Origin of the sequence: Wolbachia endosymbiont (group A) of Longitarsus flavicornis, from assembly GCF_963931955.1 — a bacterium.
Classification (GTDB): domain Bacteria; phylum Pseudomonadota; class Alphaproteobacteria; order Rickettsiales; family Anaplasmataceae; genus Wolbachia.
In genome coordinates this window covers 1,215,563-1,231,503 of sequence record NZ_OZ008337.1, presented here as the reverse complement: position 1 = coordinate 1,231,503, position 15,941 = coordinate 1,215,563, and the positions used below count along the sequence as shown (strand labels likewise).

6 protein-coding genes are annotated in these 15,941 nt (G+C 32.7%); all 6 read left to right on the top strand.

The genetic code is table 11. The features are described from left to right. The first annotated feature begins 213 nt into the window (after positions 1-213). The 6 genes from AABM58_RS05910 (at position 214) to AABM58_RS05885 (ending at position 15,941) form a co-directional block, all read left to right on the top strand. Complete coding sequence (locus tag AABM58_RS05910) at positions 214-3,741, top strand: DEAD/DEAH box helicase (protein WP_338406641.1); 3,528 nt, start codon at positions 214-216, stop codon at positions 3,739-3,741. A gap of 3,718 nt (positions 3,742-7,459) precedes the next feature. Continuing rightward, positions 7,460-9,574, top strand: coding sequence for an AAA family ATPase (locus tag AABM58_RS05905; RefSeq protein WP_338406640.1), 2,115 nt, complete (start codon positions 7,460-7,462; stop codon positions 9,572-9,574). Between the two features lie 584 nt (positions 9,575-10,158). Beyond that, the gene (locus AABM58_RS05900) at positions 10,159-10,920 is read left to right on the top strand and encodes an NTP transferase domain-containing protein (protein WP_338406639.1); all 762 of its coding nucleotides are present in this window, start codon (positions 10,159-10,161) and stop codon (positions 10,918-10,920) included. A gap of 131 nt (positions 10,921-11,051) precedes the next feature. Next, a complete protein-coding gene (locus AABM58_RS05895) occupies positions 11,052-12,011 on the top strand; it encodes an NAD-dependent epimerase/dehydratase family protein (protein ID WP_015588901.1) in 960 nt (319 codons plus the stop codon). Further along, positions 11,968-14,304, top strand: coding sequence for a glycosyltransferase (locus AABM58_RS05890; protein WP_338406625.1), 2,337 nt, complete (start codon positions 11,968-11,970; stop codon positions 14,302-14,304). The genes AABM58_RS05895 and AABM58_RS05890 overlap by 44 nt, the downstream gene beginning before the upstream one ends. Next, positions 14,265-15,941: a WG repeat-containing protein gene (locus AABM58_RS05885; RefSeq protein ID WP_338406624.1), complete on the top strand. Its 1,677-nt coding sequence runs from the start codon at positions 14,265-14,267 to the stop codon at positions 15,939-15,941. Before AABM58_RS05890 ends, AABM58_RS05885 begins: the two co-directional genes overlap by 40 nt.

Sequence of the window (15,941 nt, the reverse complement as noted above, 5' to 3'; positions counted from 1 at the left end):
TCATTGAAACAATGCCCCTTTATTATATATATACCGGATTTCTTACTACTTTTTCCGAGATTTTCTAAAAAAAAGTTAAAATAATTTTTAATCACAAAAAATGAAGAGACTGTAGAAAAAAAGGTTTTCATATTGCCTTTTCTGTTGTTTTCTTGGCATTTTGTAGTGATTTATGTTAGATTACTTGAGTTTATTTAGGCTAAAATATATATAATGTCTATTTACGGGAGAACATGGTGGGGTAAGAAATGGCTTCAATCTTTCAGTGAAGTTGATTACGATAACCGCCTTTCACGTGGTAGAACTTATGCTAATACTGGTCGAGCTTTTGGTATTCAAATCAACGGCAATACAATTACAGCCAAAGTTAGTGGTTCAAGACCTCATCCATATAAAGTTAAAATAACACTCAATGAATTAAATTCATCAGCTATCCGTTGTATTATTGAAAATTCGCCCTCTATATTGCCTAAATTAATAAATAGACAATTACCAACACTTTTGTTTGATAAGCTTAACGACTCAGGTATTAAATTATTTCCTTCGAATTGGGAAGAAATGAACGCAAGTTGCAATTGTCCTGATTGGGCTATGCCTTGTAAACATATTGCTGCTGTAATTTATCTTATTGCTGCAGAAATTGATAAAAACCCTTTCGTAATTTTCAATATTCATAATTGTGACTTGTTGTCGCTGATTGATGATTTTGGAAATGGAAAATTAGAAAACATTCAAAGTATTCTAAAAATTAATGATCTATTTAAATCGTCTTCTAAAGTTAAAGTATATGACCAAGTAAACTTAAATGATATTGATCTATCGACTATTCCTAACCTTGCTAGCTGTATCGAAAATATCTTGACGAATAATCCACTCTTTTTTGAAAAAAATTTTCACAGTATTCTGCAAATAGCTTACAAGCATTGGCAAAAATATCCTACGGGAAATTCTTTCTACTCTTCCAAGAAAAAGCTATCGGAAGAAGAATTGTTTACTAGCAAATGGGGAAGTATTGAACACTGGCAAACATTTCAATTATTTATCAATGACCAATACCAAGTTATTCAAGTAAGCAATGGTATAGCTAATTCATTTATGCTCAGCGAAAGTGTTTCGAGGAATATAGCACAATTTTTAAACGATATTCCTATTTCATTGCTTCATAAGCTTAATCCTGAGCTTCGCTTCATGCATATGATTTCACAGTTTGCACGTATGCTCATGGAAAAATCAGCACTAGTACCACAAATACTACAAAATAAAAGAGAAGAATTCATAATTAGGTGGATCCCTGCGTTGTTTAATGAATCAGTCAAAGAAATTCATAGAAAAATATCATCTATGTGTCCACCTCTGCTAATTCAATATCAGAAAACTTCTATAGAGCCTGAAGAACAGGTTAATATTGCAATTTCTTTAATCCTTTTGGAATACATGGCAAATAATTTTCCTGCAGCACTTGATAAGTATAGAGAAAAGAATACCTTTCCTTCATCAATGGACAAGTATAGAGACAAGCACATCTTTGCATTATTTTTTACTGGATCAGCATACAAGTTTAGTGAGTTTAGCAACAGAGAAATACCTCAAGCAATTAATCTCTGGTTATCACGGCTTTATTTAACAGATAAACCATACAAACTTTACTTAATGGTAAAAGATTATTATGAAAGATTTGAGCTTGATATACAGGTATCTTTAGATGATGGAAAATCGATAATAAAGCTGAAAAAAGCATTGTCTAACTGCAGCACAAAACTGAGCATTTTATCTGATATGGGAATGCTGTCCGAATACATACCTGAGCTAGAAAGATCGATTGACGACAGCAGTAGATTACTGTTTAGCTTAGATGATTTTGCACCATTGTTTTTAAATATCTTGCCGGTGTTAAAAGCAATTGGCGTTATAGTTATCTTACCAAAATCACTGGAAAAAATCCTAAAGCCAAAGTTGAGTCTTAATTTATCTGCTAAAGGCAAAATTGAAGAAGATCGGAAAAGTTTCTTAACGCTTGAAAAATTATTGAAGTTTGATTGGAAAATAGCGATAGGTGATAAAGAGATAAGCATTACAGAATTTAAAAAGCTACTGAAAGATTCTCGTGGACTTATAAAGATTATAGACCAATATGTGCTTTTGGATGATAAGGAGGTAGAAGCTCTACTGAAAAAATTTGATAAGTTACCTGAACACTTGAGTCAAGCAGAGCTGATGCAAGCTGCTTTAGGAGGTGAACTAGATGGAGCAAAGGTAGGACTTGATCAGCAGATTAAAAGCCTATTTGAAAAGCTTAACACTTATGTACCTGTTGATGTACCAAGTAACCTAACAGCACAGTTACGTCCATATCAAAAACGTGGATTTAGTTGGCTTGTGCAGAACATAGAGACGGGATTTGGTAGTATAATTGCTGATGACATGGGTCTTGGTAAAACACTACAAGTTATTGCAGCCATTTTATACTGTAAGAATGCAGGATTTTTAGATGAAGATAAAGTCTTGATAGTAGCACCAACAAGCATATTAAGCAATTGGCAACGAGAGATGGAACGTTTTGCACCAGAATTAAAGCTTTTTATCTATCATGGACAAAATCGAGAATTGGCAAATGATTATGATGTAGCTCTCACATCCTATGGTCTTGCACGTCGTGATAAAAAAGAGCTTAACAGAGTAGGATGGTTTTTGCTCGTGATTGATGAAGCCCAAAATATAAAGAATCCCCACAGTGAACAGAGCAAAGCTATAAAAGCTATTGCAGCAAAAAATAGAATAGCAATGAGTGGTACACCTGTTGAAAATAGGCTACTAGAATATTGGAGTATTTTTGATTTTACTAATAAATATTACCTTGGTACTCCTAAGGAATTTAAAACTCATTTTGCAACACCAATTGAAAAAGCGAGAGACAAAGTTTGTCTAGAGAAGTTCATGAAAGTTACTCATCCCTTTATGCTACGTAGGGTAAAAAGTGATAAAAGCATTATAGAGGATCTACCAGATAAAATTGAAAATAATCGTTATTGTTCTCTAACTCCAGAGCAAACAGCACTTTATCAAGAAGTAGTTAACACAACTATGAAAAAGATAGAAAAGAGTGAAGGAATTGAGCGTAAGGGTCTAATTCTTAAGCTTATCAATGCTTTAAAGCAAGTTTGTAACCATCCATCGCATTTTGGCAAGAAAAAGCGTGCAAGTATTGAACAGTCAGGAAAGATGCAGATGCTAGAAGAGATATTGATAGGAATTAGTGAGCTTGCAGAAAAATCATTGATATTTACTCAATACACTGAAATGGGTGAGATTATAGCTAGGCTACTTGAAGAAAAGTTTGAATCAAAAGTGCCATTTTTGCATGGAAGTTTATCCCGTAAAGCACGAGACAAAATGGTTAATGATTTTGAAAACTCATTTCGATCAAATATTCTCATAGTATCTTTAAAAGCTGGTGGAACAGGGCTTAATTTAACAGCAGCAAACCATGTAATACATTACGATTTATGGTGGAATCCAGCAGTGGAAGCACAAGCAACAGATAGAGCGTACCGTATTGGGCAAGAACGTAATGTTATGGTGTACAGGCTACTTTCAACAGGTACTTTTGAAGAGCGTATTGATGAGATGATTCAAAGTAAGAAAGAGTTAGCAAACTTAACTATAAGTAGCGGCGAGAGTTGGATTACAGAATTTAGCAATAATCAATTGAAAGATTTGATCAATATAAGAAATGCTGTATAAAAAACAAGTTCAGCTATCCACTTCTTATCTTAAAAATGTAAAAAAACAACATTTGGCCTGCTAACACATATCTTATCGCATTCGGACTATTATAAGAAAGGCTGTACAGAGTATGAATCTGATTTTGACGAATTAATTAAAGCAGGTGAGAAAATAACTACAACAAAGACCAGCTTATAGTTGAGTTATCTGTGTTTGACATCTTGCTTTTGTTTTAATTTCAAGGGGGGTGACCCACCCTTTAGAAAGCTCTATATCTCTATCTACCAATAATATAGTGGAAATTTTGTCTCTATTATATGCGATAAAATTGGAGACGTAAATAAATAAATTTTGATCTTTGTCTCTGTTTTAAGCGGTTTTGTAGCTTATGTTTGCAGCAATTTCAAACTTTTTTCTTTATCTTCACCTACAATTTGTTTATAGAGATTATCTGAAATATTTTCTTAAGAGTTTTAGATAAAAGTCGTTATATTTCAATAAGACCTCCAAAATAACCAGCTTTTATTGCACCGATTTAAAAGACCATTCACTTTTTTGAAAAAATATTTTACAACAAATAAAAAACGTGATAGACTAAGGTAAGGCTTTTTTATAGCAAGTAAAAGTTTAAGGTAAAAGATAATTTAGAAGTGCCTCATAATCGAGTTTTAAGCTACCTTACATAAGTAACTTAGGTCTTAGTAGTATAATTGTACCCTGGAGTCGTATAATCGCTTTAAATCCGCACTAAATGCAATTGTCTCAAAGTTGTATTTTTTTCATTAAATTTAAGTAATGTTTTGTGGTAATCTCTCTAGGTCTTCTTTATTTCTATTTATCCAATATATTTTATATTTATTATTACTGTTATTATTTATTACTATTATATATATATAATATATAAGGGTTTTAGGAAGCTAGAATCCGCCTCACTGGCTGACTTTAGACATGTGGTTTCTAGGAACGCTTTTAGGAACGTAGGCAAAAAAGCTAGCTCTCACGCAGAATTTAGGTTCCTGATTTCTAATTACTGATTTAGGAACCTAGGAATTAGGAATGTAATACAATCATTGATGGTGCTATTTCTTAAGTGCTAAGTTTTAGTTGAGTGGATGTAAATTGATAGTAGCTATAGATTGAAAGGGCAATAGAGAAAACTTGGTAAACTCTAAAATATTTTTACCCATAAAAAAAGACTTATCCTAACATTAAATTTTGCCTATAGCTAAAATCTTCAGCTCCAGGGGTGAATTTTCCTATACCACGAGCAAATGGTCCTGTTATAACTTCAAGCCACTTATCCTCTCTGAACCTTTAGACATTCCTTTTACTAACTGTTTCACCTGTAAAAGTTACTGTACCATACGTTCTAGTTTGTCTCTTTCCATATCGTGAAAAATTTCAGTAAGCCGTAAGTCTGAATGGATACTCTTAATCGAGTTTTAAGCTACCTTACATAAGCAACTTAGGTTTTGGTGTTGTACCCTGAAGTCGTAGAATCACTTTAAATCCGCATTAAAGGCTATTTCTTGTACTTATGAATATTTTAAAACTTTTCCAATTCCCTTGACTTCTTTTTTTTCATTCCCTAGGTATTACTTTTTAACCTTATTAATTCATTATACTTTCATATTGTTTATTATTATTTCCTATTATTATTAGTATATATATGTATAGTATTATTTACATATTATAATAATATATAAGATTCTCGGAAAGTGGAAAGCTAGCTACTGTGGCGGGTTTTAGGGCGATCTGATTCATTAAGTCTTTTGGAAATAGAAAAGTAATACACTAAGTGGCTAAAAGCATAGAAATTCAGTGAGTTAAGTATAGTATGTTTTTGTTCCTAATTTTTCAATTTTACTGGAAATCACAAAACTCAGAACGGCTTCTTATTCCTTAAAACCTTACTTTGAAGAATAGGCCACACATTTATCTTCCTTTGAGTGATGCCTTTGACTATCTTACAATAACTAGGTTTATGTCTACTAATATAATGCAGCTGGTAATCTATTCCCTGGTCCACCTATATGCATAAGTAGTTAGAACTTTTACCAGCTAAAAAACAAATTTGCAAATTTCACAAACCAACCTTAGTCATCTCTGCTTACTGTAGTAAAAAAGTTCTTGGCACAAAGATACAAACATGAAAAAGGCGTTTCTCTTTAAAGCTAGCTACAATTTTTAAGTAAAAACAGTAGCCACCTGATTAAAGATCGCTTATAAAACAACTCTAAACTCAACTAAAAGGTATTTTCAGTAGTCTTACTATCACGAAGCAAACTTACTTGTAAGTTTAATAAAATCTTCATGCCTTGTAAAGAAAATTTTTTAAAAAGAATTTAACGTTTCCTGTCTCAAATCCTTTTTTTAGAGAGTCATCTACAAAGGTTAAAAAATTAAAGAATAAATAAGAATGAAAAATATAAATAGGGTATTATTATATACCTTATTTTTATTATTTATAATAATAGGGTTTTTCTCTAAACTAAGAAACACTCAAAATCAGCCAAGGAGCAGCCTTTTATGATATTATAGTAGTTTGCTTGACTTGTAACCTTAAATTATGTTAAACTCCCCTACAGTAGCCCACTTCTCAGCTTAATGAGATTTCATTTTCCAATCTAAAATGGCTTAAACTGCCAAAAATCTATGTAATCTCGAATCTAAAGTACTTAATTCACAAATAATTATTATGAATAACTTTACTAATACAGCATTTTTGTGGATACTTCTTATAGACGGAAAATCTCTCCCCTGGGTATATTGTAAACACGTTAAGCTCTATTAAAGTTTAATAGAAAAATCGTAATAAAAAAAATTTTAGAGCAATTCATATTTCGGACTGCATTTCTAGTATATATTGTTTAGAAAAGAGGTCATTTAGTGGGGTATGAAAGCTAATAGAAAGCGGAATTGTGCAAAATTTTTTAAAAAAGTGAACAGTTTTTATAATTTTGGTGAACATATATAGTAAGGGAACAGTGTAAGTTTAAAGTTAGATGTTTTTATAATAAGGAGTAAAAGTGTTTTGGAAAAATTTCCCTCACTTCCGGAAAGATCGATAAGGTATCCGGTATACTATAGTAAATGGTACAGAAATATAAGCATCTCTTGAGTTATGTTAATAAGTGAACTTAGTTTATGCAGTAAGCAACTGTTATAAATTTTCTACCATATAAGTATATTTACTTATTAAAGTAAGCTTCAAAATGCAAATCATTTGGCAAACCTACCAAATAACCAGATGAACTTACAAAGAGAAATACAAGAAAATCAATATCTTAAGAGAATTTCAAATGGCAAATAAAATTTCATTTGGCAAAATTGCCAATCGGCTCCAAAGCTGCGTATATGTGGAGGTTTAACCAAAATGTTAAATGGCAAATTTCCTTATATATAATATATATTACATACTATAAATATGTAATATATCAATGTGACAAAATAGAAGCATTATGATTATTTAATAGGAAGTTGACATAGTGAGGAAAATATTGTAGAATTATATTAGAGTATTTTGTCTTAAAAGAAAGAAAACCCTAAGAGCCTTCAATCTTACCTTTACTATAAACCTGAACTAACTTCCTTCACTTATTAATATATTTTTCAAGCTTTGCCAAGAGAACCACCTACTGCATTTTTTACTTCATGATAAGAGAACAAGACCGCAACCAATACAGCCTTGCTCAAAAACCTTTCAAACACTTAACTTTAAAAGGAGCTTCAACCTATGGTACAAGATTTTTTAACTGATGTCAAAGAAAAAAATACTTTAAATTATGATTTTAACAACGCTGTCTCACATTTAGAACCATTAGAGCAATTTGATGTAGAAGAAATAAAAAGACAACTATTATTAAACATCAGATCATGCCTTTCTTATTTATTTCCAAGAGGAACTTTTCATGGTGACAAATTTCAGATAGGTGATGTACAAGGTAATAAAGGCAAAAGCCTCAAAGTTGAATTAGCGTATGGCAAGGTCGGATTATGGATTGATTTTGCAACTTGGGACGGTGGTGACATTATTGATCTTTGGGCAGCTGCACATGGGAAAAATGCTAAAATAGAATTTGTTGAAGTAATTTCTTCGATAAGTGAATGGATAGGATGTAACAAGCGACCTACTAAAGAGCAAAAGAAAATAACTCAATGGGACTATCTCGATCAGGATAATCAGTTGATTGCCAGCAAATATCGTTATGATACTGCTTCAGGAAAAAGTTATCAACCATTTGATGCTAAAAAATCTACCTTTACTGCACCTGAGATCAGGCCTCTGTATAACATTCCAGGCATCACTGAATCTGATAGAGTGATATTGGTAGAAGGGGAAAAATGTGCTGAGCTACTCATAGAACAAGGGATCACTGCAACAACAGCAATGTTTGGAGCAAAAGCACCTATTGAGAAAACTGATTGGACTCCACTTAAAGGTAAACACATTATTATATGGCCAGATAACGATGATCCTGGAAAAGATTATGCTCAAGAAGCCGCAAAAAAGCTTTCTGGTTTTGGAGTTGCATCACTTTCTATTCTCAAGATTCCTCAAGATAAGCCAAAATCTTGGGATGCTGCAGATAGTGTGCTAGAAGGAATGAACGTTGAAGAATTTATCCTTAACAACAAAAGCCCTTATTCTTCAAGAAAGTCAAAAAGAATTGATACTACAATTTGGACCAATATCCCTCCAGAAAGAAAGTGGGTTATTAAGGATTGGCTCCCTGTAGGAAGTGTTACAGCTCTCTATGGTGATGGTGGTGTTGGAAAATCTCTCCTTGCTCAACAATTAATGACAGCCGCTGCTTTTGGTAAACCTTGGCTTGGAATAGATCTGGAAAAAATAAAGACATACGGTGTGTTCTGTGAAGATGATGAAGAAGAACTTTGGCGTCGGCAATGCGCAATAAATGAATTTTATCAATCAGGTATGGAATCTTCTGATTTTCAGGATAATGTTGGCTTATGGTCACGAGCAGGGCACAATAATCAACTTATGGTTTTTAATAATAAAGATACTGGTCAATTAACTACTTACTTTCAAGAGTTACTTGAGGATATTAAATCGTTTCAGCCGAAGCTTGTGGTATTAGATACAGCAGCAGACCTATTTGGAGGAAATGAAAACGACCGTTCTCATGTGAGACAATTTATTCAAGGTTGTTGTGGTCGAATAGCTCAAGCAATAAAAGGAGCTGTTTTATTACTTGCCCATCCTTCTGATGCGGGAATAATACGTAAAACTGGTACAGGTGGTTCAACAGCATGGAATAATACAGTAAGGTCTCGTTGGTATTTGACTAGACCAGATAAAGCTAATGCTTCTCCTGATGAGAGAATTTTATCGCGCAAAAAATCTAACTATTCGCAGTGCAATAACGGGCAAATGACACTTTACTGGAAAAATGGGGCATTTGTACATGACAATTCAGTTTTAAATTCAGAACCAATAATCAGAGATCAATATAGTAAAAAGTTGGATTTAGAACGGATGAGAAAACATGAGGTTATCTTGAGTTTAATTCGCAGTAGCGCATATCAAGGTAATATTTATACTGCTGGACAATTTGCAAAGCGTTTTGAAGGAGAAGAGGGTCTTGGCAGTGAGCGCAATATTAGAGAAAGAATAAATAATCTTGCAACTCTTGGACAGATTAAATTCTTTCGTAATGCTGCAGGATATGGGACCAATTCTAAATATGGATTTCTTTGTGTGCAGGATATGGAATTTAAAGTTTCAGTAGGAGATAAAGTAGAGCACAAGTTAATAAAGCCAACACATTACTATCTACAAGCAAATGGTGCGGTCTTGCCTATTAAAGATTTAGATATTTTGTGGTAATTTTTCAAAAAGTTTCTGAAAATAGCAATTACTTTTTTGTTTACAAACAGCCTATGTTTTCACTTATTCAAATTTTCAGGATGTTGAGAGCATTTAAGAGGGGCAAGTGATTTTTCTAAAAAAACCTTCATACAAAATTTTCTTTACAATGAATAAAAATGACGACAAAATCATGCGCAAGTTTATTTTATACTAATAGAATTAGTATAAGTACATCTTATTCAAATTTTAAAGGGCATTACAGACGCTAAAGAGGTACAATCGATGGGGTTGGGGGCGCACTCGCTTTAAAACTTAATTACAGGCTTTTTGGTGAATTAAGCAGTAGTTACCTTATTTCAAACAGAGTGGTCTAAGAGGTTTCATCAATAAAAACCATACTTGAAAGTAGCACACACTCAATTATAACTATGGGGCGTCTCTTTCTAAAATTTTACTTAATAATTGCTAAGAATTACTACAGATGCTAATTTAACGAATTTTGTCTGTTCGATGGTAGTTATTTTCCTCTAGAAAATCAAAGTGGACTTTACATCTTACTAATTATAAATTAACTTACTACCTAATCAATTCCTGAGTTATGTATGAGTAACATTTTGATAATATTAGCAGCAGGAAAGAGCAGTAGAATGAATTCTGAATATTCAAAAGCGTTGCACCAAGTGGGAAATTTTACTCTTTTAGAGCATATAATTCACAATGCAAAACCGCTGAGTTTAAAAAGTCTATCAATTGTCATTAACAAGCCTTTTCTAAAGGAGTTAGAAAGATTTAGTACCTTAAAAGATATAATTGATAAATATAATATAAAATTGATAATTCAAGAAAATATTACAGGTACTGGCACTGCAGTTAAAATTGCCCTAGAAAGCCTGGAGCGGTTATCTGACCAAGACATAGTTTTAATACAGTACGGAGACACCCCGTTTATATCTAGTGATACAGTTATGAGAATGACTGATTGTTTAAAGTGTAATAATAAAAATTTAGTTCTTCTTGGATTTAATAGTCAAGATAAGCAATATGGAAGATTAGTAATTGATGATAATGACAATGTTCAAAAAGTCTTGAAAAGTGAAGATGAAATTCTTCTTGCAAACTCTGGAATAATGGTTTCATACGCTAAAGATCTTTATACCCTAATAAAAGAAGTAAAATTTAATGATTCGACCAACGAATGTTGTCTTAATGATATAATACCCATTGCAGCAAGCAATAACTTACGTGCAGGTTATGTAGTCGCTGACGAAAAGGAAGCAATGGGGGTAAATAACAAAGAGGATTTGGTCAAAGCAGAACGTTATTTTCAGGCAAATAGAAGAAGACAACCAACCCTTCTTTCATAACTATATTTTTTTATTCATTGATCCTTAATTTAAGTTGACATTTGTTTTATACTAGTTTTATAATGCTTTTTAAGTCTTACTTGTAAGATGATAGGTGTGAAAGATTTTCCTGGTTGTAGTGAGAGGGACACATGGGAATATTAATAACAGGTGCTGCAGGTTTGATAGGATCGGCTTTAGTAGAAAAGTTAGAAAAGCAGGGTTATGAAGTAATAAGCTGCGATATTAGGTTTCGCGACAACCCACTCAGTTTTTTTTCAGAAGATATAATGCCGCTACTCGCTAAGTGTACGGGGGTTATTCATCTGGCTGCAATTTCTCGAGTTATACATGGTGAGCTTTATCCTAAATTGTGCCAAAAAGTTAATGTCGATGGTACAATCCAATTCTTAGAATTCTGCAAGTCGCTTCCGAATAAACCATGGTTTATATATGCAAGCAGTAGAGAAGTATATGGAGAACAAAAGGAACTACCAGTTGCAGAGTCTGCTAGTATTAACCCAATAAATAATTACGCCAAAGGTAAAGCGTTTATTGAAGAACAAGTAATAAATTTAAAAGGTTCTAACTTTAATGTAGCAATATTACGCTTCTCAAATGTATATGGTGGTTTACTAGATCATAGTAGTAGAGTAATTCCTGCACTCTGTATCAATGCATTGAAAGGCGATCCAATTAGGATAGAAGGTAAAGAATGTGTTTTTGATTTTACCTATTTGGATGATGTTATAGAGGGTATATACTTAACTGTTAAATATTTACAAAACGAGAAATCTTCTCTTCCTGCTATTCATCTTACTACTAATAGCCCATGTACTTTAGAAAACTTAGCAAAAACAATATTAAAAGTCACGGAAAGTGATTCTAGAATTGATTTTTATCCTCCAAGAAATTTTGACGTAACTAAGTTCCATGGTGATTTTACTAGAGCTAAAGAGCTACTTGGTTGGTCTCCAAAGCATTCATTAAAAGTAGGATTAGGTAAATTTATAAAAAGTCTACAAAACAATACACAAGAATATCCTAACAATATAGATATGGTAATATATGAAAATATTAAAAGTTATTCATGGTTACCCTCCTTATTATAGCGCTGGTTCGGAGGTTTACAGCCAAACTCTTGCCCATGAACTAGCCAATAATAATGAGGTACAAATATTTACTAGGCATGAAAACAGCTTCTTACCTGATTTCCATTATACTACAGCTCTGGACTGTAGTGATTCCCGGATCTTACTGAATTTAATTAATATACCTACAACTAAATATCGTTACAAATTTATCAATGAAGAAGTAAATATAAAATTCAAAAGAATAATAGATAACTTTCAACCAGATCTTATACATTTTGGTCATCTTAATCATCTATCAATTACTTTACCAGAAGTTGCTTTTAAAGAAAATATATCTACAATTTTTACGCTACATGATTTTTGGTTAATGTGTCCAAGAGGAAGATTTATTCAACGTAATTCTGAAGATTTGTTACGGCTTTGTGATGGACAGAAGGATCAAAAATGTGCAACCCAATGTTACAAGGGGTATTTTACAGGAGATGAAGAATTCTTGAATTCAGACTTAAATTATTGGGAACAATGGGTTGCAACTAGAATGAAGCAAACAAAGAAAGTAGTGGACTATATAGATTACTTCATTGCTCCGTCAAAATTCTTAATGGATAAATTTACTCAAGACTTTAATGTTCCGATAAACAAAATTTCTTATCTTGATTATGGTTTTGATCTAAATCGTCTTAAGAATAGAAATAGGGTGCAAGAAAAAGAGTTTATTTTCGGTTATATAGGTACTCATACTCCCGAGAAAGGTGTTGACCTATTATTGAAGGCTTTTTCTCACTTATCATCTAAAGCAAAACTTAGAATTTGGGGAGCGGCAAGGGAAGAAACTAAAGCTTTAAAAGCAATTGCCGATCAGTTTCCACATGCTGTTAAAGAAAGGATAGAATGGATGGGAAGTTATAACAATAAAAATATAGTTACTGATGTATTTAATAAAGTTGATGCGATAGTTGTTCCTTCAATTTGGGGTGAAAATTCACCATTAGTCACACATGAAGCACAGCAACTGAGTGTACCAGTAATAACGGCTGATTATGGTGGCATGGCAGAATATGTAAGAGATGGAATAAACGGACTATTATTTAAGCATAGAGATACAAATAGTTTGTCAGAAAAAATGCAAGTCCTATCTACAGACCAGGAATTATACAGTGAACTGACCCAAAGAGGCTATCTTTATACTAAAAATGGTAATGTGCTTTCTATAAGTGAGCATACTGAGAAACTTAACAAAATTTACCGTAATGTTATTGAAAATAAAGGCAAATCAGTGGCTACAAAACCTGGTCCTTGGAGAATTACTTTTGATACTAATCCAGATTACTGCAACTTTGCTTGTGTAATGTGTGAATGCTTTTCACCATATAGTAAAGTTAAAGAGGAGAAGAAAGCTAAAGGGATAAAACCCAAGATAATGTCAATAGAAACTATCAGGAAGGTAATTAAGGAAGCAGATGGAACACCTTTAAGGGAAATCATTCCTTCTACTATGGGTGAGCCTTTAATGTATAAAAGCTTTGATGAAATAATCAATTTGTGCCATGAGTTCGGCCTTAAGCTTAACCTCACAACCAATGGTTCTTTTCCCATTAAAGGAGCTAGAAAATGGGCTGAACTATTGGTACCAATTTTATCTGATGTTAAGATTTCCTGGAATGGGGCAACTAAAGAAACTCATGAAAGAATCATGAAAGGTTCAAAATGGGAAGTAGTGACAGAAAATTTAAAAACTTTCCTTGAAGTTAGAGATAAATACTTTAGCGATACAGGTGAAAGGTGTACCGTTACTTTACAATTAACATTTTTGGAAAGTAATTTACATGAACTCTATGACATAGTTAAGATGGCCATAAAAAACGGCATAGATAGAGTTAAAGGACATCATCTTTGGGCACATTTTGAGGAAATTAAGGATCTATCTATGAGAAGAGATGAGTTAGCAATTAGTAGATGGAATACAGAGGTGAGAAGGTTATATGAGCTTAGAGATAATATGCTATTACCAAATGGTAAAAAGATAAAATTAGAAAATTTTACAATTCTTTCTCAAGAAGGTATTAAGGATTTGGCTCCAGGTGGTCAATGCCCATTTTTAGGTAAAGAAGCATGGATAAACAATGAAGGAAAGTTTAGTCCTTGCTGTGCTCCAGATGAACTCCGTAAGACATTAGGAAATTTTGGTAATGTTAATGAGGTTAAACTCGAGGAAATATGGCAGAGTAGTGAGTACCTAAGCTTACAAAAGAATTATTTAAATTACAAATTATGCAAAACATGCAACATGAGAAAACCTTTGATCAATTAATCAAAGATAATCTTAAATCTATTAAAATTTCACCGTGTGAGAGTTTTCACGAATTACTAGGAAATCCTTTGTATGAAGATAGGTTTATAAAGGTTGGTAAATTTCATGAGCCCGGTCTTGCACCGGTTTATGATCAGACAGGTGCTTATCATATCAATGTAAGAGGAGAAGCAGTTTATCATCATAGATTTCTAAAAACTTTTGGATTCTACTTTAATAGAGCGGCCGTAGAAGATGATACAGGGTGTTACCATATTGATTCATCTGGATGTAGAGTATACAAACAGTTGTATCAATGGATTGGAAATTATCAGGAAGATATTTGTGTAGTTAGAAGACATGATAAATGTTTTCATATTAATTTAAATGGCAACAGGATTTATCAGGAGGAATATGATTATGTTGGAGATTTTAAGGATGGTATCGCTGTAGTCTATAAGGATGGTAAAGCTACACATATTAATCATCATGGAAAGTTAGTACATAATAAATGGTATAAAAAACTTAATGTTTTTCATAAAGGGTATTCTATTGCAGAAGATCAACATGGTTGGTTTCATATAGATATTAATGGTGATCCTGTTTACCAGCAGAGATTTAAAATGGTAGAAGCATTTTATAATGGGATGGCAAAAGTTGAAACTTTTGAAGGTGTGTTAGGACAAATCGATATTACCGGAAATGTAAAGTTTAGTATTTTTGATTTAGGTAAAGAATCTCAAGTGCATAGGATTTCTGCAGAACTTTCAGCCTTTTGGAAAACTTACCTAACAAGCGTTGCTATTGAACTTGATTTGTTAAATATTTTACCTGCAACTGTGCCGTTTTTATCTAAAAAGTTAAACATTATCGTACCAAATCTAGAAAGGCTGTTAAGGGCGTTGTGGGAAATAGGGTTTATTGATTACGATAAGGACAAGGACTTATGGCAACTATCATCAAAAGGTAAGTGTTTTAAGGAAATACCATTTTTGCCAAAAGCAGCAACGATGTGGGCAAGAGTTGCCGCTGAAAAGAATTGGTTAAAGATTGCCGATATACTAAAACAGAAGTCAATCTCTTCATTTGAATCTTTTAAGGAAAGAGAAGCATCAGAAGATAAGAAAATAGCGTTTTACCAAGCATTGCTAGGATATTCTAGGTTTGATACTAAAGAGTTTAATTCTAGGATTAATATAGATGGTGCTAAGAATATATTGCTATTTGGTGTACACTCTTTATTTCTTGCTTATTCTGATATACACAATAAAGGTTCCATAGGCCTATATAACGAACATAAAGTGCCAAGACAGTTAGTAGAAAATTTAAAAGTCAAACTTATAACTCAGGAAGAACTATCAGCTACAAATTATGAATTAGGTGTCTTTTGCCGCTTTCTACAGCATTATGATGATGATAAAGTATTATCTTATTTAAAATTGGTCAAAGGAATATCTCGTATTTTATTGATAGAAACTATTTTAGATTACCGCTCTCCAGCTGGAGGCTCTGTAGATATTAATGTCATGGTTGAAACAGGAGGTAAACTAAGAACATTAAGCGATTGGGAAAAAATACTCAAACAAGTAAAAGGATTCAAAATTTTTGCTGTTATACCTTTAACAGATTACTTATCAGTTATTGATGTCAGGTGTTAA